The 21,976-nt window shown below is 67.5% G+C and carries 23 protein-coding genes; 18 read left to right on the top strand and 5 right to left on the bottom strand.

Going from position 1 to position 21,976, the window contains the following annotated elements; genetic code table 11:
• The 4 genes from AB4Z37_RS32430 to AB4Z37_RS32415 all read left to right on the top strand — a co-directional run.
• Window positions 1-285: carboxyl transferase domain-containing protein (locus tag AB4Z37_RS32430; protein WP_441520784.1), on the top strand; the 285-nt coding region annotated here is incomplete at its 5' end.
• A gap of 227 nt (window positions 286-512) precedes the next feature.
• A complete protein-coding gene (locus AB4Z37_RS32425; RefSeq protein WP_441520783.1) occupies window positions 513-1,091 on the top strand; it encodes a class I SAM-dependent methyltransferase in 579 nt (192 codons plus the stop codon).
• A 20-nt stretch (window positions 1,092-1,111) separates the two neighbouring features.
• Entirely contained in the window at window positions 1,112-1,786 is a 675-nt protein-coding gene (locus AB4Z37_RS32420) for a response regulator transcription factor (RefSeq protein ID WP_441520782.1), read from the top strand.
• Window positions 1,764-3,158 (top strand): sensor histidine kinase, encoded by a 1,395-nt coding sequence (locus AB4Z37_RS32415; protein ID WP_441520781.1) that lies wholly within the window; start codon window positions 1,764-1,766, stop codon window positions 3,156-3,158. The genes AB4Z37_RS32420 and AB4Z37_RS32415 overlap by 23 nt, the downstream gene beginning before the upstream one ends.
• A 57-nt stretch (window positions 3,159-3,215) precedes the next feature.
• On the opposite strand, the gene AB4Z37_RS32410 is transcribed toward AB4Z37_RS32415, so the two are convergent.
• A complete protein-coding gene (locus tag AB4Z37_RS32410) occupies window positions 3,216-3,479 on the bottom strand; it encodes a GCG_CRPN prefix-to-repeats domain-containing protein (RefSeq protein WP_441520785.1) in 264 nt (87 codons plus the stop codon).
• Between the two features lie 759 nt (window positions 3,480-4,238).
• Between AB4Z37_RS32410 and AB4Z37_RS32405 the strand changes: the two genes are divergently transcribed.
• From AB4Z37_RS32405 to AB4Z37_RS32365, 9 genes are all read left to right on the top strand, one after another.
• On the top strand, window positions 4,239-4,607 hold the full coding sequence (locus tag AB4Z37_RS32405) for a response regulator (RefSeq protein ID WP_441520780.1): 369 nt from the start codon (window positions 4,239-4,241) through the stop codon (window positions 4,605-4,607).
• A 331-nt stretch (window positions 4,608-4,938) separates the two neighbouring features.
• Window positions 4,939-8,427, top strand: a complete 3,489-nt coding sequence (locus AB4Z37_RS32400; RefSeq protein WP_441520779.1) for an indolepyruvate ferredoxin oxidoreductase family protein — start codon at window positions 4,939-4,941, stop codon at window positions 8,425-8,427.
• Window positions 8,428-8,902: 475 nt separating this feature from the next.
• Window positions 8,903-9,580 (top strand): hypothetical protein, encoded by a 678-nt coding sequence (locus AB4Z37_RS32395; protein WP_441520778.1) that lies wholly within the window; start codon window positions 8,903-8,905, stop codon window positions 9,578-9,580.
• A 175-nt stretch (window positions 9,581-9,755) separates the two neighbouring features.
• Entirely contained in the window at window positions 9,756-10,904 is a 1,149-nt protein-coding gene (locus tag AB4Z37_RS32390) for a thiolase domain-containing protein (protein ID WP_441520777.1), read from the top strand.
• Window positions 10,904-11,296: a Zn-ribbon domain-containing OB-fold protein gene (locus AB4Z37_RS32385; protein WP_441520776.1), complete on the top strand. Its 393-nt coding sequence runs from the start codon at window positions 10,904-10,906 to the stop codon at window positions 11,294-11,296. Before AB4Z37_RS32390 ends, AB4Z37_RS32385 begins: the two co-directional genes overlap by 1 nt.
• Window positions 11,297-11,350: 54 nt before the next feature.
• Entirely contained in the window at window positions 11,351-12,211 is an 861-nt protein-coding gene (locus tag AB4Z37_RS32380) for a MaoC/PaaZ C-terminal domain-containing protein (protein WP_441520775.1), read from the top strand.
• A gap of 17 nt (window positions 12,212-12,228) precedes the next feature.
• Window positions 12,229-13,098, top strand: a complete 870-nt coding sequence (locus AB4Z37_RS32375) for an SDR family NAD(P)-dependent oxidoreductase (RefSeq protein WP_441520774.1) — start codon at window positions 12,229-12,231, stop codon at window positions 13,096-13,098.
• Window positions 13,099-13,108: 10 nt separating this feature from the next.
• Complete coding sequence (locus tag AB4Z37_RS32370) at window positions 13,109-13,942, top strand: NUDIX hydrolase (RefSeq protein ID WP_441520773.1); 834 nt, start codon at window positions 13,109-13,111, stop codon at window positions 13,940-13,942.
• Between the two features lie 71 nt (window positions 13,943-14,013).
• Window positions 14,014-15,219, top strand: coding sequence for a CaiB/BaiF CoA transferase family protein (locus tag AB4Z37_RS32365; RefSeq protein ID WP_441520772.1), 1,206 nt, complete (start codon window positions 14,014-14,016; stop codon window positions 15,217-15,219).
• Window positions 15,220-15,416: 197 nt separating this feature from the next.
• On the opposite strand, the gene AB4Z37_RS32360 is transcribed toward AB4Z37_RS32365, so the two are convergent.
• From AB4Z37_RS32360 to AB4Z37_RS32345, 4 genes are all read right to left on the bottom strand, one after another.
• Window positions 15,417-15,626: a hypothetical protein gene (locus AB4Z37_RS32360; RefSeq protein WP_441520771.1), complete on the bottom strand. Its 210-nt coding sequence runs from the start codon at window positions 15,624-15,626 to the stop codon at window positions 15,417-15,419.
• 160 nt (window positions 15,627-15,786) lie between these two features.
• Window positions 15,787-16,023 (bottom strand): hypothetical protein, encoded by a 237-nt coding sequence (locus tag AB4Z37_RS32355; RefSeq protein ID WP_441520770.1) that lies wholly within the window; start codon window positions 16,021-16,023, stop codon window positions 15,787-15,789.
• Between the two features lie 95 nt (window positions 16,024-16,118).
• On the bottom strand, window positions 16,119-17,783 hold the full coding sequence (locus AB4Z37_RS32350) for an MFS transporter (protein ID WP_441520769.1): 1,665 nt from the start codon (window positions 17,781-17,783) through the stop codon (window positions 16,119-16,121).
• 229 nt (window positions 17,784-18,012) lie between these two features.
• Complete coding sequence (locus AB4Z37_RS32345; protein WP_441520768.1) at window positions 18,013-18,219, bottom strand: hypothetical protein; 207 nt, start codon at window positions 18,217-18,219, stop codon at window positions 18,013-18,015.
• A gap of 158 nt (window positions 18,220-18,377) precedes the next feature.
• On the opposite strand from AB4Z37_RS32345, the gene AB4Z37_RS32340 reads away from it, so the two are divergent.
• From AB4Z37_RS32340 to AB4Z37_RS32320, 5 genes are all read left to right on the top strand, one after another.
• On the top strand, window positions 18,378-18,590 hold the full coding sequence (locus AB4Z37_RS32340) for a hypothetical protein (protein WP_441520767.1): 213 nt from the start codon (window positions 18,378-18,380) through the stop codon (window positions 18,588-18,590).
• An 82-nt stretch (window positions 18,591-18,672) separates the two neighbouring features.
• A complete protein-coding gene (locus AB4Z37_RS32335) occupies window positions 18,673-19,374 on the top strand; it encodes an STN domain-containing protein (protein ID WP_441520766.1) in 702 nt (233 codons plus the stop codon).
• 131 nt (window positions 19,375-19,505) lie between these two features.
• On the top strand, window positions 19,506-20,057 hold the full coding sequence (locus AB4Z37_RS32330; protein WP_441520765.1) for an RNA polymerase sigma factor: 552 nt from the start codon (window positions 19,506-19,508) through the stop codon (window positions 20,055-20,057).
• Window positions 20,058-20,113: 56 nt separating this feature from the next.
• Window positions 20,114-21,118, top strand: a complete 1,005-nt coding sequence (locus AB4Z37_RS32325; RefSeq protein WP_441520764.1) for a FecR family protein — start codon at window positions 20,114-20,116, stop codon at window positions 21,116-21,118.
• Between the two features lie 190 nt (window positions 21,119-21,308).
• Window positions 21,309-21,976, top strand: a 668-nt coding sequence (locus tag AB4Z37_RS32320) for a filamentous hemagglutinin N-terminal domain-containing protein (RefSeq protein ID WP_441520763.1), incomplete at its 3' end; no start/stop codon positions are given.

Below are 21,976 nucleotides of genomic sequence, written 5' to 3'. Positions count from 1 at the left end.
GACATCAACTATGCCTGGCCGACGGCGCAGATCGCGGTGATGGGCGCCAAGGGCGCGGTCGAGATCATCTTCCGCCAGGACATCGGCGACGCGGAGAAGATCGCCGCGCGCACGAAAGAGTACGAGGACCGCTTCCTGTCGCCGTTCGTTGCCGCCGAGCGCGGCTACATCGACGACGTCATCATGCCGCACTCGACCCGCAAGCGCATCGCCCGGGCCCTCGCCATGCTCAGGGATAAGCAGGTCGAGGTGCCCATGAAGAAACACGACAACCTGCCGCTGTAGGCCGCCGCACGCGGGGCGTTTCGTTGACGTCGAATCGGGACCGGTCGCTTTCCGCCATCCGCGGATGTCGCCGCCATGTGTCGGCGTATGTTCGCAGATGCCGGCCGCTGTCCGGCCGTCGTCCGGGGAGCGGTCCGACGAACAAAATTGCGTCCTGACGCCGCTGACAGGTAGGCGTAACGTTCACTTGTCATCGCAGGGTCATGTAACGCGATGATGAAGGGACGATGATGCCGACCTCCGACGAGCTGCGTTTCCTCAAGGCCTGGCTGGGCGCCCCACTGCGCACCGCCTCGGTGACCCCGTCCAGCCGCCACCTCGCGGCGCTGATCACCCGCGAGGTCGGTCCGCGGACCGGGCCCGTGCTGGAACTCGGCCCCGGCACGGGCGTGTTCACCAGCGCGCTGATGATGCGCGGTGTCGCCGAGCGCGACATCACCCTGGTCGAGGCCTGCGACGATTTCATCCCGCACCTTCGGGCGCGCTTCCCGGGCGCCCGCGTGCTGCACATGGATGCCCGCGGTGTCGGCGACGCGCTGCGCGGCGACGCCCAGCCGCTCGGCGCCGTGATCAGCGGCCTGCCGCTGCTGTCGATGCCGCCCTGGACGGTGGCCGCGATCCTGCGGGCCTGTTTCACGCGGTTGCGGCCGGGCGGCGCATTTTATCAATTCACCTACACGACGCGCTGCCCGGTCCATCCGGTGCTGCTGCGGCGGGTGGGACTGACCGCGGAGAAGGTCGGTACGACGCTGCGCAATATCCCGCCAGCATCGGTGTACCGGCTGTCGCGCACCGGGCCGCACTAGCGCGCGGACGGAGAGGCGACGTGCGCATCCTCCTGGTCGAGGACGAGCCGCAGATGGTGGTGGCGCTGCGCGCCTCGCTGCAGAAGCACGGCATGGTGATGGACCATGTCGGCTCGCTCGCCGATGCCGAGCTCGCGGTCGGCGACACCGCCTATGACGCCATCCTGCTCGACCGCCAGTTGCCCGACGGCGACGGGCTGACGCTGATCGGCCGCATCCGCGTCCGCGGCCTTGCGACGCCGGTCATCGTGCTGACCGCGAAGGGCAGGGTGCCGGACCGCATCGATGGCCTGGAGACCGGCGCCGACGACTATCTTGCCAAGCCGTTCGTGTTCGACGAACTGCTGGCGCGGCTGCGCGCCGTGCTGCGGCGGTCCGGGCCGATCCAGGCGCCGGCGGTCCGCATCGGTCGCCTCAGCTTCGACCTCGGCCATCGTGATGTCCGTGTCGACGGTGTGCGGCTCGATATGCCGCGCCGGGAAATGCTGGTGCTGGAGAGCCTGGTGCGGCGCGCCGGGCGCATGGTGCCGCGCCCGGCCTTGATGGAGGCGGTGTTCGGCTTCGACGACGAGGTGCAGTCGAACGCGCTCGATTCCCATGTGTCGCGGCTGCGACGCAAGCTCGCCGACGCCCAGGCCGGCGTCGTCATCAACGTCATCCGCGGGGTGGGCTATGTCCTCCGCGAACAGTCGTGACGCCCGCGGCCGCAAGGCGTCGCTGAAGCGGCTGCTGTTCTGGCGCCTGCTGGCGGTGCAGTCGGTGGTGCTGATCGCCGTGATCGCGGTGTTGTTCGCATCGGGGCACCTGTTCGACTTCAACACCACCGACAGCACCATCGAGACGCTGCGCGGCGCGGTGGTGCGTGACGCCGGCGGCGGCTGGCATGTTGCCGAGACCGAGGGCCTGCGCGCGCTGCGCCGCGATCCGGACTTCTGGGTCACGGTGCGCGACCGGCAGGGCCGGCAGCATGTCGAGGGCCGCGTGCCGCAGGAATACGACGGCATCGGATCGGCGCTCGATCGCATCGGCCAGGCGCGGCTCGGCTGGAACATTGGCGATCCCGACCGCCCGACCGCGCGCATGCGTTGGGCCGACACGGCGGCGGGTCCGCTGCAGTTCGTGACCGGCACCAGTTCGGCGACGTCGCCGTTCCTGATGCTGCTCGGCGTCTCCCTGATCCTGCTCAAGCTGGTGCTGCCGATCCTCGCCGTCATGGCGCTCGGAGCGCTGGTGGCGACGCCGCTGGTGGTGCGGCGCTCACTCGCCGGCGTCGAACGCGCGGCCGGCGAAGCGCACGCCATCGACAGCGCGCGGCGCGGCAGCCGCCTGACCGCGACCGACGTGCCGGCCGAGGTCGCGCCGCTGGTGCTGGCGGTCAATGGCGCGCTCGGCCGCCTCGACGAGGGCTATGAGCGCCAGGAGCGCTTCCTTGCCGACGCGGCGCACGAGCTGCGCACGCCGATCGCGATCCTTAACGCCCGCATCGCGGCACTGCCGTACAGCGGCATCCGTGATCACCTGATGGAGGATACCACACGGCTCGTGGTGCTGACCGAACAGATGCTGGATGTGCAGCGCCTCCACCAGGGCGCGCGCGCCTTTGCCGCGGTCGATCTCGTCGAGCTGGCGCGGCGCGTCGCGCTCGACATGGGGCCGCTGGCATTCGCCGCCGGCTATGAGGTGCGTTTCGAGGCGCAGGTCGCCGCGGCTCCGGTGCGGGGCGATGCCATGGCGCTTGAGCGCGCGCTCACCAATCTCGTGCAGAACGCCATCGACCATGGAGGCCGTCGCGGCGCCATCATGCTCAATGTCGGAGCCGGCTTCGTCGAGGTCGGCGACGACGGGCCGGGCATTCCGCCGGAATTGCGGCAGCAGATCTTCGCGCCGTTCTTCAAGCACAACGCCAATGGTCGTGGGGCGGGGCTCGGGCTCAACCTCGTCAGCGACGTCATGCGCATGCATGGCGGCGGCATCACCGTGGTCGAGCGTCCGGTCGGCATCGCGTTTCGGCTGTCGCTGCCGACGGCGGATCGCGACGCATCGGCGTCATCTGACGCCTTGAAATGACGAAGGGCCTCGCCGCAAGGCGAAGCCCTTCGTGCATCATGGTGCTGGTCGATCAGATTACATCGGGCGGCAGCGGCCATGGCGCCAGAAGAAGCCCCGCGGGCAGCCGCGCGGAACCGGACGCACGATGACCGGCCGCTCGTAGCGGCTCGGGCGGCAGCGGCCATACGGGCCGGCGGGATAGAAGCCCGGCCCGCAGCCACCGGCGACCTGGATGACATCGGGATTGGCGCCGCGCGCAGGCGCGGTCGGCATCGCGTTGGCAACGCCAGAGACCGCCAGCAGGCTCGCGGCAAACGCGGCAGCAACAAGTATCTTCATGATGTCGTCCTTCGTTCCGTGTCCGCCAAAGCGGCGGCGTGGAGAGATTGCCGACGTGTCGGCGGAGAATGAAGCAAACAAACCCGCACGCATTTTGTTCACTTGATTTCGTTCGCATCGCGTTGACGGGTACGAACAATGCGCGTGACCTGGATCGCACGTGCTGCCGTTTATCGCGTTGAAACGATTCTGCGATGTGACGATCGTCATGTGGCGTGTCCCGCAACTGCATCAGAATTGCAGGTGGTCGCGCAGCGTCACGGTGTTGCACGCGAGCTGGTCTGACTGCAGGCGGCGGAACGCCGGCTGCGATGATCTGGCGAACCCGATCTGGTCGGGAACGATCATGCGGCAGCCCGCGCTCCGGGGTGCCGGCGCCCGATCGCTCGACGGAACGTTGCCAGATCCAGGCCTTGCGGCAGCCGGCTGAGCTGCCGGGAACCGGCGTGCGCCGGCCGACGGATGCTTTTTTTCGGAACTTTGATGTCGCTCGGGTGTTTCAGCTTTTTCGCGTCGATGGTGGGACGACGGAGGGAACCCGGCGCGACACTGTGGGCCTGCGCGGCGCGATGGCCGCGGCCAGCCTCAGCCGCGCGACGGTGGTCGTTCGAGGCGGTGCGACTATCGCCCCGCGCAGAGTCGGGGAGCGAGGGGCCATAACGATATGACCAGTCAGCAACAACGGCCTGTGATCGTCGAGAGGACAGGCAGCGGATTTCCGTCGCTGTCATGTGCCGGGCGCGGCGCCGGAGAGCAACCGTGAAGACGGTGCTGGTCGTCGAGGACGAGTGGGCGATTGCCGACTGGCTCGAAGTCCTGCTGAGTGATCGCGGCTATCATGTGCTGGCGGCGTGCAATGGCCGGCAGGCGCTCGACATCCTCGATCGCGCGACACCTGACCTTGTGCTGACCGACTTCATGATGCCGTTCGTCGACGGGGCCGGCCTGGTGATGGCGATGGCCGAGGACTCCCGTACCCGTGATATCCCGGTGGTGGTGATGACCTCCCTGATGGAGAGTGCGGTGCATGATCGGCTGTCCGGTCACCGCGCCGTGCTGCGAAAGCCGTTCCGGGAGACCGAGCTGTTTCGGGTCCTGGACGAGATTCTGCCGGATCCGGCGGCCTGAGTGGCCACCCCTCCTGTCATATGCGAATTTTCTGTCCTGAGCCCCGGGGGGCGACGACACAAGCGGCAATCGCCATGGGGTCGAAAGGAACGAAATTGCGTTTATTTCCCAAGGGGGAAGGGGGAACGGATTCTTGATGCGGGTGAGGGCGAAAGCGACATAGACTGGTTCTAATCAAGGGAGTCGGGCGGTGCGCCGGTGGCAAGGTGCGCGCCGTCCGGCGATTGCAGTTGGTGCGCATCCCCAGCGCCGGCGGTCGCCGATACGGCGCGGCCCCGGGCAGGCGGACGGGCACTTAAACGGCCACGAAGAGCCAGAAAGAACGCTTGCGATGGGAATCAATCAAGGATCGATCAGCCTCGACCAGAAGTACACGAAGGGGTCCGGGCATGTCTTCCTGACCGGCATCCAGGCGCTGGTCCGCCTGCCGATGGCGCAGATCCGCCGCGACCGCGCCCAGGGGCTCAACACCTCCGCCTTCATTTCCGGTTACCGCGGCTCGCCGCTCGGCGGCTATGACCAGCAGTTGATGGCCGCAAAGGCGCATCTCGAGCGCTACAACATCAAGTTTCAGCCCGGTGTGAACGAGGACCTCGCGGCCACCGCGGTGTGGGGCTCGCAGCAGCTCCACCTCTCGCCCGGCGCCAACTACGACGGCGTGTTCGGCATCTGGTACGGCAAGGGCCCTGGCGTCGACCGCTGCGGCGACGTCTTCCGCCATGGCAATGCGGCGGGATCGGCGAAGAACGGCGGTGTACTCTGTCTTGCCGGCGACGACCACGGCGCCAAGTCCTCCACCGTGCCGCACCAGTCGGACCATGCCTTCATCTCCGCGCTGATGCCCTATCTCTACCCCTCGAGCATCCATGAGATGATCGAGATGGGACTGCTCGGCATCGCCATGTCGCGCTACTCCGGCTGCTGGGTCGGCATGAAGGTGATCACCGAGACGGTGGAGACCACCGCCGAGATCGACCTCAGCGACGAGATGACGCCGTTCATCATCCCGCCGGACTTCGCGCTGCCGCCGGATGGCCTCAACCTGCGCTGGCCGGATGACCGCTACGCCCAGGACCGCCGCCTGCAGGACTACAAGGGCTTTGCCGCGATCGCGTTCGCGCGCGCCAACCGCATCAACCGCGTCACCATGGATTCGCCGAACGCCCGCTATGGCATCATGGCGTCCGGCAAGAGCTACGAGGACGTCCGCCAGGCGCTGCGCGAGCTCGGCATCACGCCGGAGGTCGCCGCGAAGATCGGCCTGCGCCTCTACAAGATCGGCATGCCGTGGCCGCTGGAGCCGCAGGGCGTGCGTGAGTTCGCCGTCGGCCTCGAGGAGATCCTGGTCGTCGAGGAACGCCGCGAGATCGTCGAGAACCAGGTCAAGCAGGAGCTGTTCAACTGGCGCGACGACGTGCGCCCGCGCATCGTCGGCAAGATGGACCATCACGACAAGCGCTTCCTGTCGTTCTCCGAGGAGCTGAGCGTTGCCACCATCGCGACCTCGCTCGCCGAGCGGCTGCTGACGCTCGACCTCAATCCCGAGATCGTCGCGATGCTGCGCGCCAAGGCCGACTGGTTCAACGGCCGTCAGGCCTCGCAGGTGCAGGCGGTCGCGCCGGTTACCCGCACGCCGTATTTCTGCTCCGGCTGTCCGCACAACACCTCCACCAAGGTGCCGGACGGCAGCCGCGCCTTGGCCGGCATCGGCTGTCACTTCATGTCGCTGTGGATGGACCGCAACACCGAGACCTTCACCCAGATGGGCGGCGAGGGCGTGCCGTGGGTCGGCATCGCGCCGTTCACGCAGGAGAAGCACATCTTCGCCAACCTCGGCGACGGCACCTATTTCCACTCCGGCAGCCTTGCGATCCGCCAGGCGGTGGCGTCCAAGGCCAACATCACCTTCAAGGTGCTCTATAACGACGCAGTCGCCATGACCGGCGGCCAGCGCCATGACGGCGACCTGTCGCCGCAGCAGATCACCTTCCAGCTCCATGCCGAAGGCGTGCGCAACATCTACCTGGTGTCGGAAAACCCGGACGCCTATCCGGCCTCGACCATCGCGCCGGAGACCAAGCTTGCGCATCGCGACGAGCTCGACAACGTCATGCGCACCCTGCGCGAAACACCCGGCTGCTCGGCCATCGTGTTCGTGCAGACCTGCGCCGCCGAGAAGCGCCGCCGCCGCAAGCGCGGCCTCCTCGAGGATCCGCCGAAGCGGGTGATGATCAACTCCGCGGTGTGCGAAGGCTGCGGCGACTGCTCGGTGCAGTCGAACTGCATCTCGGTCGAGCCGCTGGAGACCGCGATGGGGCGCAAGCGCACCATCAACCAGTCGAGCTGCAACAAGGATTTCTCCTGCCTCAAGGGCTTCTGCCCGTCGTTCGTCACGGTCAATGGCGGCCAGCTGCGCAAGCGTGCGCCGCTCGATCTCGGCGCGATCGGCGAGCTGCCGCCGGCGGCCTCGCTGCAGCCGCTCGACAAGCCCTACAACATCGCCGTCGGCGGCGTCGGCGGCACCGGCGTGCTGACCATCGGCGCGCTGCTCGGCATGGCCGCCCATATCGAGGGCAAGGCCAGCATGATCCTCGACATGTCGGGCCTTGCGCAGAAGGGCGGCGCGGTGCTCAGCCATGTCCGCATCTCGCAGAACCCGCAGGACGTGACCTGCTCGCGCATCGTCACCGGCACCGCGGACCTCCTGATCGCGGCCGACGAAGTGGTGGCGATCGCCAAGGAAACAATCACGCTGTGCGAGAGCGGGCGCACCCGCGGCATCATCAATACCCACCTGATCCCGATCGCTGACTTCATCCGCAACCGTGATTTCGACTTCCAGCGCCGCAAGACCAACCGGGTGCTGGAGGGCGCCTTGCGTTCGGACTCGGTGTTCCTCGACTTCACCCATGCGGCGGAAGGGCTGCTCGGCGATTCCATCGCCACCAACGTGATGATGCTCGGCTACGCCTATCAGCAGGGCCTGTTGCCGGTGTCGGCGGAGGCGATCGCCCAGGCGATCGAGCTCAACGGCGTGTCGATCAAGATGAACACCCTGGCATTTGCGCTGGGACGGCTCGCGGCGGTCGATCCGGCGCGGCTCCATGCCATGCTCAAGGACGAGGACGCGCCGCCGAAGACGCTCGACGAGATGTCGCTCGCCGAGTTGATCGAACATCGCAGCGCGCACCTGACGGGCTATCAGAACGCGCGGCTTGCGGCGCGCTATCGCAGGCTGGTCGACCGGGTGAAGGCGGCGGCTGCGGAAGGCGGCTTTGGCGAGGAGCTGCCACGCGCGGCCGCGATCGGTTACGCCAAGCTGCTGGCCTACAAGGACGAGTACGAGGTGGCGCGGCTGTTCACCGACGGCAGCTTCGAACAGAGCGTGCGCGAGCAGTTCGAGGGCGATTTCACCCTCAACTTCCATCTCGCGCCGCCGCTGCTCGGCGGCGACAACGATCCGCTGGGCCGGCCGCGCAAGCGCGCGTTCGGGCCGTCGACCATGCGCCTGTTCCGCGTGCTGGCGAAGCTGCGCGGCCTGCGCGGCACACCGCTCGACATCTTCGGCTATTCCGCCGAGCGGCGCATGGAGCGTGACCTCATCACGTCCTACGAGAAGGATGTCGACGAGGCGCTGGCGCGGCTGTCACCGCAGACGCTGGCCACCGCCATTGAGCTGCTGTCGCTGCCCGACCGCATCCGCGGCTACGGCCCGGTCAAGGACAAGGCAGTGAGCGAGGCGACCGCGCGCGGCGCGCAGCTGCGCAAAGACCTCGTCAACCCGCCGCCGCAGGTCGCACCGCAGCTGGCGGCGGAGTAAGGCAGGCCATCAGATTCGCACACCGCGCTGGCGGCGTTCGGGCCCTGCAAGGATCTCTGCTCCTCATCCTGAGGAGCCTGCGCAGCAGGCGCCTCGAAGGATGAGGCCCGTTCTGAAGTGCATTGGCCTCATGGTTCGAGACGCGCGGCTGTGCCGCGCTCCTCTCCATGAGGGGATAGTCCAGTGCGCATCCAAATCACTCTGCGACAAGCTGTCACTTTTTCGCTTCCGATTATCGATCGGAGTGTGTAACACAAGCTATTGATTTTTTCCGGTTGCTGCCGGGCGCGCGTTCGCGGGCTGATTTTGTTTGTTGATTTGTTTCCTCGACAAGGTTCGAGCTGTTTTGAGATGCGCCGCAGCACGATGGCACCGGAGCAACTTTGCGTTGCGGTGAGACGCCGGGTGGAGAATGTGGAGGGCAAAAGCCAAGCTGCGTGCGCTATGAAGGCCTCCGCTTGCGCATGGGCGCTGCATGAGTGAGGCTGGGCAAGATTCGCGCAGCAGAGGGCTGGCGAGTCGCTTTGGAAAAGCGACCTTTTGGGTGGCGACTTTCTCACCGATCGCCTTTGCCTTCGATCGTCAGCTCGCCTGGCCGATGGCAATGTTCAATATCCCGTTCGATGTCTATCCGACCGGTCCATTCCTGATGCGTCAGTACGAGTACCTCCGGGATTGCGGATATCTGAAGAACATTTTTGATTACCTTCCGTGCCGGCAGATTATGGCCGCAAGGCTCAATTACTATGATTTCGAGCTGTTCATCTTCCTCATCTGGGGGATAGCGATCCTTTGCCTGATACGCGTGCTGTTCGAGCTCTTCGATCTCAGCAAGCTCGACCGATATTCCCAAAAGATTCTCGAGCGGCCGATTTCACATTTCCTGGCTGCCTTTGCGTTTCTCGGGCCAGGCGCGATGCTCATGTCTGCCGATTTCGAGTTTGCAGCCAGTTCGGATGTTCGGGGCTTGATGATCTCGTCGCCGCGAGCATTTCTGGCTTTGTCAACGTTTCTTGTCGGTATTTCGACAGCGTTTGCAGCCCAGGGCGTGCTTGTTCTGGCTTGGCTTATCCTTCGGCGACCGTGGCTCATCTTTCGGGAACGTAAGCTGCAGCGCGAAGCGATGGGCGTTGGCGAAAGGGATCGGTCGTAGTGGTCTAGGCTGCGACTTGCTGAAGGCCGTGACTGCGGGCTCCGCCAATTTGGCATGCGCCTATGCTGCTTCTGTTTCCGCATGGCGGAATGGGGCGGGCTGATCGCGCTTGCCAATCCTGTTGTCGCGGTTCACAAAAACGAACAGCAGTTTGACGGTAGCGACGGAGCGAGGCTTGAGCATTCGAGGCAAGGCGTACATCGCCGGCATTTATGAACATCCGACGCGGCATGCGCCGGACAAGTCGACCGCGCAGCTGCACGCCGAGGTTGCGAAGGGCGCGCTGGAAGATGCCGGGCTCTCCGTCGCCGATGTCGACGGCTATTTCTGCGCCGGCGACGCGCCGGGCGGGGCCTGGCCGATGGTCGACTATCTCGGCCTCAGGGTGCGCCATATCGATTCCACCGAGACCGGCGGCTGCTCCTACATCATCCATCTCGGCCATGCGGCTGAAGCGATCGCCGCCGGCAAGTGTTCGGTCGCGCTGATCACGCTCGCCGGCAAGCCGCGCACCGGGCCGCTGCCGCCGCGCGCCGCGGGCGCCGAGGCCGATTTCGAGGCGGCCTATGCCGCAACCACCCACAACGCCTATGCCATGTGCGCGCTACGCCACATGCACCAGTACGGTACCACCAGCGAGCAGCTCGCCTGGATCAAGGTCGCAGCATCCCATCACGCCCAGTACAACCCGCACGCAATGCTCAGGGACGTCGTGACGGTCGAGGACGTGCTGAACTCGCCGCTGATCGCCGACCCGTTGCACCGCATGGACTGCTGCGTGGTGACCGATGGCGGCGGTGCGCTGATCGTCACCACCGAGGAGATCGCCAAAAGCCTCAGGAAGCCGCTGGTGCGGATGATCGGCCATGGCGAGGCGATGAAGGGACCGCGCGGGGGGCGGGATCTCGACCTGACATACTCGGCCGGTGTGTGGTCCGGCCCGCGCGCCTTCGCGGAGGCGGGCGTGACGCCGAAAGATATCAAGTACGCATCGATCTATGACAGCTTCACCATCACCGTGCTGATGCAGCTCGAGGATCTCGGCTTCTGCAGGAAGGGCGAGGGCGGCAAGTTCGTCGCCGACGGCAACCTGATCTCGGGCGTCGGCAAGCTGCCGTTCAACACCGACGGCGGCGGGCTGTGCAGCAACCATCCGGTCAACCGCGGCGGCATGACCAAGATCATCGAGGCGGTGCGCCAGCTGCGCGGCGAAGCCCATCCCAAGGTGCAGGTGCCGAACTGCGACCTCGCCATCGCCCATGGCACGGGCGGCCTGCTCGGCGTGCGCCATGCCGCCTCGACCGCCATTCTGGAGCGCGTGTGATGAGCGAGACGAAAACCTATCCCAAGCCGCAGGGCAATCCCGAGAGCCAGCCGTTCTGGGACGCCGCCGCGCAAGGCAAGTTCCTGATCAAGCGCTGCAAGGCCTGCGGCGAGGCGCATTATTTCCCGCGCGCGATCTGCCCGTTCTGCTTCTCCGACGACACCGTGTGGGAGGAGAGCGCGGGTGAAGGCGAGATCTATACCTTCAGCATCATGCGCAAGTCGCCGACCGGGCCCTATGCCATCGGCTACGTGACGCTCAAGGAAGGCCCGTCGCTGCTGACCAATTTTGTCGACTGCGACTTCAAGGACCTGAAAATCGGGACCCGGGTCAAGGTGGTGTTCAAGCCGACCGACGGCGCGCCGCTGCCGTTCTTCACGCCGATCCCCTGACGTTCCTGCAAAGTGGCCGACCGCAACAAGGCCACGCCATCAGAGAGAAACGCCATGCCGATCCAGTATCCCGAGATTCTTCAGTTGAAGCGGGAGGGCGAGCGCTACGCCTGGAGCGACCGCGAGGTGATGCTCTACGCCTATGGCATCGGCCTGGGCGCCGATCCCATGGACGAGCGCGAGCTGCGCTTCGTCAACGAGGCGGCGTACACGGCGCGGCCGCTCAAGGTGGTGCCGACCTTCGCGTCGGTCGCCGCCTGGGGCGCGTCGCCCGGCGACCTCGGCATCAACCGCCTGCTGGTGGTCGACGGCGAGCGCGACATCACCTTTCACAAGCCACTGCCGGTGAGCGCTGAGATCACCGCGGATTCCCGCGTCGTCGCCGTCTACGACAAGGGCAAGGACAAGGGCGCGGTGATCACGCGCGAGACGGTGCTCAGGGATGCCGGTGGCGATGAGCTCGCGACCCTCGTCAGCTCGACCTTCGCCCGCGGCGATGGCGGTTTCGGCGGTCCGTCCGAGGGGCAGCCTGCACCGCATGCGATGCCGCAGCGCGCGCCGGATCGGTCCGTCGACATCACCACGCGGCCGGACCAGGCGCTGGTCTACCGCCTGTGTGGCGACCGCAACCCGTTGCACAGCGACCCCGAGTTCGCCCGCCGCGCCGGTTTTCCGCGGCCGATCCTGCATGGCATGTGCACCTACGGCCTGACTTGTCGGGCGGTGCTGCAGACCTATGCCGACTATGACCCGGCCGCCTTCCGCCGCCATGCGGTGCGGTTCTCCGCGCCGGTGTTTCCGGGCGAGACCGTGACGGTCGACCTGTGGAAGGACGGTGACGTCGTGTCGTTCGAGGCGCGCGTCAAGGCACGCGATGTCACCGTGATCAAGAACGGCATGACCGTGCTCGGCTAGGCACAGGGAGGCGTCCGATGGGGTTGCTGGACGGCAAGGTTGCGATCATCACCGGCGCCGGCGGCGGCCTTGGTGAAGCCTATGCCAGACTGTTCGCGCGCGAGGGCGCGGCCGTCGTCGTCAACGATCTCGGCGGCCCGCGCGACGGCAGCGGGCAGGACCGCTCGATGGCGCAGACGGTGGTCGACGCCATTGTCGCTGATGGCGGTCGCGCGGTCGCCAACGGCGCTGACATCTCCTCCATGGCCGGCGGCCAGGCGGTGTTCGACGACGCGATCAGGCACTTCGGCCGCGCCGACATTCTCGTCAACAACGCCGGAATCCTGCGCGACGTCTCCTTCGCCAAGATCACCGAGGACGCCTGGGACAAGGTCATCCAGGTGCATCTCAAAGGCACGTTCTGCGTCACGCTGCCGGTGTTCCGCTGGATGAAGGACAATGGCGGCGGCGTCATCGTCAACACCTCGTCGACCTCCGGCCTGATCGGCAATTTCGGCCAGAGCAACTACGGCGCCGCCAAGGGCGGCATCTTCGGCCTCAGCAACGTGCTCGCCATCGAGGGGCGCAAGTCCAACATTCGGATCTGGACGCTCGCCCCCGGCGCGTTGACGCGCATGACCGCGGACCTGCCGCGATACATCGAGAACCCCGGGGCTGCGTTCAACCCGGACCAGATCGCGCCGGCGGTGCTCTACATGGTGAGCCCACTGTCGGGCGACCAGACCGGCAAGATTCTCGGCGTCTCGGCAGCGCGGGGCGTGCGCGAGATGAAAATGCTGGAGATGCCGGGCTGGAAGCCGTCCGGGGCCTGGCGGGCGGAAGACATCGCCGCGCATGCGGACGAGATATTCTTTTCCGACAATGCCCCGGCCGCGCGCCGGTTCTAAAGAGGTCACGATGAACGCTGACAAACCACTGGACGACGCGGCGGCGGCCAAGGCCGACGTTGCGCCGGCGCGCCTTGCGTCGACCATGCTGCTGCTGCGCGAGGGCGCGGCCGGCATGGAGATCTTCATGGTGGTGCGCCATCACGAGATCGATTTCGCCTCCGGCGCGCTGGTGTTTCCCGGCGGCAGCGTCGAGCCCGGCGACCGCGACATTGCCGCCCGGCCGGAGCTGTTCGCCGGCGGTGAGGGCATCGATCCCGACCTCCTGGCGCTACGCATCGGCGGGGTGCGCGAAACCTTCGAGGAATGCGGCGTCCTGCTGGCGCGGCCGAAGGGCTCGCAGGCGTTGATCGGCGCCGACCGCCTGCGTGCGCTCGACCGGTCGCACCGCGCGGACCTCGAGGCCGGCAAGCTGGCGTTCGCCGATCTCGTCGCCGGCGAGGGGCTGGTGCTCGCGCTCGACCTGCTGGTGCCGTTCGCCCACTGGATCACGCCGGTGCGCATGCCCAAGCGCTTCGACACCCATTTCTTCCTCGCCGTCGCCCCGGCCGACCAGGTCGCGGTGCATGACGGCAAGGAGGCGGTCGACTCGGTGTGGATCGGGCCGCGGCAGTCGCTCGACGAGGCGAAGTCCGGCCGCTTCAAGATCCTGTTTCCGACCGAGCGCAACCTCATCAAGCTGGCGCGCAGCCGTACCGCGGCAGAGGCATTTGCGCGCGCCCGCGCCGAGCCCGTGGTTACCGTGATGCCTGAGGTGATCAAGGGAGAGGGTGGCCAGCGTCAGTTGCGCATCCCGAAGGATGCCGGCTATGACGGCGAGGTGTTCGACATCAACTTCGGATAGGCGCCCGCCGGGCGAACGCGCCGAGAGCCGACCGGCGGCAAGGGAAACGACAAGGGGAGGATCGCACGGCGATGGAGAAGGATCTGTTCGCGGGGCTGAAGGTGATCGACTGCGCGAGCTATATCGCCGCGCCCGCCGCGGCGACGGTGCTGTCGGATTTCGGCGCCGATGTCGTCAAGATCGAGTCGCCGGGCGAGGGCGACACCTATCGCAATCTCTACCAGGCCCCGGGCTATCCGGTCAGTCCGCACAACTATCCGTGGATGCTGGAGAACCGCAACAAGCGCGGCATTGCGCTCGATCTGAAATCGTCCGATGGAATCGCCGTGCTGCATCGCCTGGTCGATCAGGCCGACGTGTTCATCACCAACATGCCCTTGCCGGTGCGCCGCCGCCTCGGCATCCGCTATGAAGACCTCGGGCCGCGCAATCCGCGGATGATTTATGCGTCGTTCACCGCCTATGGCGAGACCGGCGCCGAGGCCGAGAAGACCGGTTTCGATTCCACCGCCTACTGGGCGCGCAGCGGCCTGATGGACAACGTCAAGCCGTCGTCGGACGCGCCGCCGGCGCGCTCGCTGCCCGGCATGGGCGATCATCCCAGCGCCATGGCGCTGTACGGCGCCATCGTCACTGCGCTCTACCGCCGCGATCGCTCCGGCAAGGGCGGGCAGGTGACGTCGTCGCTGATCGCCAACGGCCTGTGGGCCAACGGCGTCTATGTCCAGGCGCAGCTGTGCCACGCGAACGTCATTCCGCGCCCGCCGCGCGACCAGTTGCCGAACGCCTGCACCAACATGTACCGCAGCCGCGACGGTCGCTGGCTGACGCTGTCGGTGCTCAACGAGGCGCGGCAGTTCGAGCCGCTGCTCGCGGCGCTCGGCCGTCGCGACATCCTCGACGATCCGCGCTTCGCCACGCTGGAGTTGCGGCGCGCCAATTCGCGGGCGCTGATCGCGGTGTTCGACGACACCTTTGCGGGCCGCGATCTCGCCGAGTGGCGCAGGCGGCTCGACGCCGAGGGCATCACCTTCGGCGTCACCGGCACGCTCGACGACATCGACGACGACCAGCAGATGCGTGACGCCGGGGCGCTGGTGCCCTATGGCGACAGCGACATGCTGACGGTCAACAGCCCGTTCGAAGTCGACGGCCTGACCAAGGTCGCCACGCGCCCCGCGCCGGCGCTCGGCGAGCACAGCGACGAGATCCTGTGCGAGCTCGGCTATAGCGCCGACGACATCGCGCGGCTGCGCGCGAGCAAGGCGGTGAGCTAGAGCGGACGTCCAACGTCGTCGCCCAGGTTTCTCCTCATGGTGAGGAGGCGCACCAGCGCCGTCTCGAACCATGAGGCCGAGGCGCTCACTTCCTTACAGAACCGCACGGGCCTTGCCCTTCGAGACGCCCGCTGCGCGGGCTCCTCAGGACGAGGAGTGAGGTGTCCACCCGAGCCGATCTTGTTGTCTCGCAGCGCCTAATCCTTCAGCGTATATTTCTTGCGGAGCTCGGCGGCGACCTGGTCGGCGAGTTGCTGGGCGTAGGTCGCGCGCTTGGGGGCGGTGATGACGGTGGCCCGCCAGCCCAGCAGCGGGTCCTTGCGGACCGAGACGAACACGCCGCCGAGCGCGATGCGGTCTGCGATCATCGCTTCGAGTTCGGCGTCGGTCTTGGCTTCCTTGGCCATGGTTCAGGTCCCGGCACGGCGCTGCGCCGGCATGCCAAATTGCGTGGCTTTGCAAGGGCCTGCCGGATGCCTGCCTAGCCATTGAGCAGCATATCGGGAGGATGTGGGGTCACAGCTGCGTGAGGCGGCCGCCGTTCAAGGCGCGCGCCGCCAGCCGATCTCAGGCCGTGCGGTCATATTGCGTGCTGAGGTGATCGCCGATCTGCACCAGCCTGGCGACGCAGTCGGCATAGCCCGGAGCTTCTTCGGCGGCCGGGGTGGCGGCGGTCCGGAATTCCCAGGTCTCGCCGGTTCGGATCACCGAGATGTTGAGGCCGTCCGGGTAGAAACCGTGGTCGCCGAGCTCGGCGATGGCGATCGCGATCAGTTCGGCATCGGTCTTTCGGGGTCTGTTCATGGCCCATCGTCCGCTGTTCGGGTTGCCAGGCACCATCCGCCGGCCATGCTGACACGGCGCCGCCGGTTCCGCTCCGCCACGGATGCATGGCTGTGTTACGCGCCGCTGGTGACGTTGGTCTGCACCGGCAGCACCCCGGCGGGCGCGCGATCGGGGGTCTCATCCTTCCAACGCACCGAGCCGAACGGCCGTTCCAGCATGCGCCGGACAAAGACCGGATCGGGGCCGAGGTGGAAATCGGAGGCCTGCTGGTACAGCGCCCGTTCGGACTGGGTGGCACGGTTGCGCTGCCGCAGAAAGTCGTTCCAGGTCGGGCAGTGGTAACGCTCGGTCCACAGTTCGGGATCGGCGAGGTCGCGCGCGATCGACCAGCCATAGGCGCCGTTGCGCTGGCGGCTGAGCTGCACCGCCTGCATCAGGCCGAAGAACTCGCGGGCGCGGCTCGGGTCGACCCGGTAGTCGATTTCGATCACGATCGGGCCGCTGCGCGCGGTGATCGCCAGCGCCACTTCCGGATCGGCGAGCGGGTCGACCGGCTTGTCGTCGCGGCTGCCGGCGGCGGGCATGCGCAGCCACAGCCCGAGCAGCGGGGAGGCGAACATCAGCGCGGCCGAGATCAGCAGGGCATGGTCGGTCGAGAGCGCATCGGCGACATGGCCCCAGCCCCAGCTGCCGATGGCGACCCCGCCGGAGATCGCCGCCTGGAAGGTCGCGAGCGCCCGCCCGGCGACCCAGCGTGGCGCCGACAGCTGGATCGCGACGTTGAACAGCGTGATCGACAGCGTCCAGCCCGCACCCGCGATCACCAGCGCCGCGGCGGTCAGCACCGGCGTGCGGCTGAGCGCCACGATGCCGATCCCGATGCCCATGGTGAGCAGGCAGATCCGCACCCCGGCCTCGCTGCTGAACAGGCGGCGCATGTTCTCGACGTTGAGCGCGCCGACCACCGCGCCCATGCCGAAGGCGCCGAGCATGATGCCGAAGGTCTGCGCGCCGCCGCCCAGGATGTCGCGGGCGATCAGCGCCATCAGCGCCAGGATCGAGCTGCCGCCGATGCCGGTCAGCAGCGTGCGCCACAGCACGATGCGGAGCGACGGCGAGTGGACGATGTAGCGCACCCCCGAGACGATGGCGCGGCCCAGCCGCTCCGGCGGCAGCCGCGACGGTTCGGTGACACGCTGCCACAGGAAGAACACGGTCATCAGCGGCAGGTAGAGCAGTGCGTTGCACACGAAGGTCGCGACCGACCCTGCGGCTGCGACGATGACGCCGCCGACCGCCGGGCCGAAGCTGCGGGCGATGTTGTAGCTGATGCCGTTGAGCGCGACCGCCGCGGGCAAGGTCTCGGGCGGCACCTGCTCGCTGACCGAAGCCTGCCAGGACGGGCCGAACAGCGCCATGCCGCAGCCGATCAGGAAGGTGAAGATCAGGATGATCTGCGGTGTCAGCAGGCCGAGATGGGCCAGCACCGACAGCGTGGTGGCGCTGGTGACGCCGAGCGACAGCGCGATCAGGCCGATGATGCGGCGGTTGAACATGTCGGCGATGGCACCGGCGGTGACCGACAGCAGCATCACCGGGAACATCAGCGCGCTCTGCACCAGCGCCACCATGTCGGCCGACGACGTCATCTGGGTCATGGCCCATGCGGCCCCGACGCCATGGATCATCAGGCCGAGGTTGGACAGAAGGCTGGCGAGCCAGATCCGGCGGAACAGGGCGATGCGCAGCGGGGCGCCGATACCTTGGAGCAGCAACAAACACCCTTTCCCTGTGAGGACCCGTTTCCCTGAGAGGACCCTCCCCGTGAGGACCCGACGACGCGGCGCCCGCCGCAGCGCGGACGCGCCTATTGAACATGGATCGCAGCCGATTCGCGCTCCCCGATCCTGCCCGGACGCGCGAATCCGTGGTTTCCCCGGCGCACCCGGCATGGGCGGCGGAGCGATGTGTCGCGCCGGGCGCGAGCCGGTGCCGGCGGCTGCGTCGCTACCTGTGGTGCTTTCGCAGATAGGCGTGCAGCGACTCGGTGCCGGTTTCCGCGAGCAGGGTCTTCAGCATCATGTCGGAACGCCGTCCCGCCGCGAAGTGGTCGCCATAGGTCTTGCGCAGCGTGCCGATCCGGGTGTTGCTGTGCTTCTTGTCGATACGGCCGCTGATGTCGCGATGCCTGCCGTCCAGACCTTTCCTCGCCATCGGGGAATCCCTCATGCTGAGAGCGGAGTGCTGAATAAGAAAACAAGCCCTGTCAGGTTAGCGCACCGCTGCGCGGCTGACGAGGCGTTTTGCGCGCGTTGCCGATGGTGCTACCAGAGAGCGACATGATCGCGCTGTGCGCGGCTGCGGGACCCGCCATGACCGAACGTCGCAAGGATGATGACAAGCCGGCAGGCCGTCGCGCCCCGACCGACAGCCGGCGCGGCGCACTGATCGGGCTCGCGATCGCCGCGGTGCTGCTGATCGTCGGGGTGTGGCTCACCCGCGAGCTGACCCGCGCCAGCCGGCTGCAGGATTGTGTCATGTCCGGGCGAACCAATTGCGATACGCTGGATCTCCCCGCGCAGTGACGGGGCGGCAGGTCCGGAGCGGGCTTGTTGGTGGGTACCAATTCGTGGTTCAAGGCGTTTGAGCCTGCCGAGCGGTCGCCGTGTGAACATCAACGTCCTGCCATGCTTGCTTTCGATCCTCGCGGGCGCTCGTGGCGGCGTGCTGGCGATGCTGCTTGCGATCGCGATTGCGTCCGGCGGGGCGTCGGGGCGGGCGGCGGAGCCCATCGTCGCCTTTGACATTCCGGCGGGGGATCTCGATGCCGCGCTGAACGCCTATATCGGCGCGAGCGGCATGCAGCTGCTCTACGAGACGCGGCTGACCGAGGGGCGCCATTCCAGCGCGGTGAAAGGGCGCCTCGCGCCGGACGTCGCGCTGCGCATGCTGCTTGCCGGCAGTGGTCTCGTCGCGCGGCGTATCGAGGTCGAGACCTTCAGTATCACGGTGGCACCGCGGTCCGACGGGATGGGGCAGGCGATACCGGTCGCGCGCGATCGGCCGTTTGTCGGCGCGCTGCAGGCGACGGTGATCGACAGCCTTTGCCGTGATGCCCGGACGCGGCCGGGCGACTATCGCATCGCGTTCGAGCTGTGGATCGATGCGGCCGGGGCGGTCGCGCGCAGTTCGCTGATCGGCTCGACCGGGAGCCGCGAGCGCGACGATGCACTCCGGCAGGCCCTGCTGGGTGTTACGGTGAGGGCCGCGCCTCCCGCCGACTTGCCGCAGCCGGTGATCATGACCATTGCACGTCGCTCGCCGGGCGAGCCCGGCGACTGCCGGCCGACGGTGCGCGGGGCGCAGTAGTCAATCTGTCATGCAATCCAGTTAGACAGGCCCGTGCCGAGCTGCTGTCAGCAGATCGTCACATTAGGCCGCGGCTGCGCCGTCCCGCGAGGGATGGGCGATCGGTCGGGGCGAGCGTTTTCGGTTGGTCGATGGCAGGAACGACGTGGGCGGCGCTGCGCGGGCTGCTGGTAGACAGGTATGAGGAGTTCAAGCTTCGTCTCACCCGTCAGTTGGGGTCCGAGGAGCTTGCCAGCGAAAGCCTGCACGATACCTGGCTGCGGCTGCATCGCCAGGACGAGGTCGGCCCGGTCCGCAATCCGCCGGCCTACCTGCTGCGGATCGCGGTCAACACCGCCATGGATCGCCTGCGCGCCGATGGTCGTCGCGCGCGCCGCGCCGAGATCGAGGCGGCGCTCGATGTTGCCGACGCGGCGCCGGGACCGGCGCGCGAGGCCGAGGCGCGCCTCGAGATCGAGGCCCTCGACAGGGCAATGCGGGCGCTGCCCGAGCGTACGCGCGCTATCCTGTTGGCCTCCCGCCTTGAGGGACTGACCCACCAGGCCATCGCCGAGCGGATGGGGGTGTCGCGGCGCACGGTCGCCTATGAGCTCGACCGCGCCATCGCCTTGCTGGAGGCCGACAGGGCACCGAATCCGGATATCAATTGCACGAATGGCCCGCCCAAATCGTCTGAAGGATAGCCACTGACACGACAGGTGTTTGACAACCGAGCCAGATCAGCGAGTTTTCACGACCCATGACCACCTTCGAGGACCCGATGGACGAGCGTATGCCGCTGCAGCGCGAAGCCTGGAAATGGGTCCTGCACATGACCTCGGGCGAGGCGACACGGGCCGACATCGCTGCGCTGGCGCGCTGGCGCGCGCGCAGTCCCGGCCATGACTCAGCCTTCGCCGATGCCAGCCGGCGCTGGCAAGCCTATGGACCCGCACTCGCGCGCCTGGCGGATCGTCCAGCCGAGGCCGGCGCGCGGATCGTGGCAAGCGCGCGGCCCCAGCCGGCGGTGCGCCCGGTCAACCGGCGCTTCGTGCTCGGCGGCATGGCCGCTGCGTCGGTGGCCGGCGCCGGCGTGCTGGCGGTGCGGCCGCCGCTCGGATTGTGGCCCTCGCTCAGCGCGCTTGCGGCGGATGTTCACACCGGAACCGGCGAGCAGCAGCGCATCGCGCTCACCGGATCGGCCTCCATCGATCTCAACACCCAGACGAGCCTCAACCTGCACCGCGCCGTGGTCGATGCGCCGGTCGATCGCGTCGAGCTGATTGTCGGCGAGGCGGTGGTCGCAACCTCGGCCGATCGGGTCGAGGTGATTGCGGCGAATGGTCGCGTGTGGGCGGAGAGCGCGCGCTTCAACATCCGCCACGACGGTGCCGATGTCTGCGTCACCTGCCTCGGCGGGCGCGTCACGATCGAGCAGCGCAGCGTCTCGCTCGCCCTCATGGCCGGCCAGCAGGCGACCTACACCGCCCGTGGCCTTGGTCAGGCGGTGGCCGCCGATGCTGTCGCGGTCGCGGGCTGGCTCGGCGGCGACCTGTTCTTCCGTGACCAGCCGCTCGCGCGCGTGGTCGACGAGGTCAATCGCTACCGGCCGGGCCGCATTGTGCTGATGAACGAGGCGCTGGGGCAGCGCCGCGTCACCGCGCGCTTCAAGCTCGACCGGCTCGATGTCGTCATCACGCAGCTGCGAGAGACCTTCGGCGCGCGGGTCACGGCGCTTCCCGGCGGCGTCGTGCTCGTCGGCTGAAATGCAATCGTCACGGATCCGTCACGTGGCGCGCGCGGTCGATCTTCTAACGTCGGCAGCGCCTGTCCGAAAAAAGTCGTCGGGCGTTTTGCAAACTCGTCCCGGCAGGAGCGTCTAAGGGCATCGGAGCCATCCGGCCTCTCGTCAGGCCGGCGGCTCCACCCCGCCGTTCACTGCCGAGAGATCCGTGATGCCCGTCCGTTCCGCCGCGCTCGAATTCAATGCCGCCGCCAAACTGGTCCGCTCGCGCCGCAAGGCTCTGCTGCTGACGGGGGCGAGCCTGCTGGTGCTGCTCGGCAGCGCCGGTGGTGCAACTGCTGCGACGCTCGGCGGAACGCCCGTCGGAGGCGGGGCGCCGGTCACGATCGTGCAGGATGCGACGTCGGCGGTGGCGCAGCAGGCCGCGGCTGCCGGCCAGCAGAGCCAGAGCGCGTTGATGAATGCGATGCGCGCGATCCAGTCGATGCAGGCCGTTCAGGCGGCGGCGCGCAACGCCGCGGGGAATGCGCAGCGATCGGCGACGCTGCCGCAGGTCGTGGTCCCCAACGGTCTTGCACCGGGCGGGCTGCAGGTCGCGCCTGGAGCTGCGCCTGGAACGGATCTGTGGAAGGGCGCGAACCTGCCGACCCAGGCGGCGAACGGCGATCGCGTCGACGTCAATGTCCGGCAGACCGCGGCGCAGGCAGTGCTGAACTGGCAGAGCTTCAACGTCGGTGCGCGCACCACGCTGACCTTCGACCAGCAGGGCAATGCCGGCTGGACGGCGCTGAACCGCGTGACCGGGAATGTCGGCCCGAGCCAGATTCTCGGCAACATCCGTGCCAGTGGCCAGGTGCTGGTGATCAACCAGAACGGCAT

The organism is Bradyrhizobium sp. 2TAF24 (assembly GCF_052115025.1).
In the GTDB taxonomy this organism is placed as follows: Bacteria; Pseudomonadota; Alphaproteobacteria; order Rhizobiales; family Xanthobacteraceae; genus Bradyrhizobium_A.
Note: the sequence above shows the minus strand (reverse complement) of the source record. Positions and strands in the feature narration are given on the sequence as shown.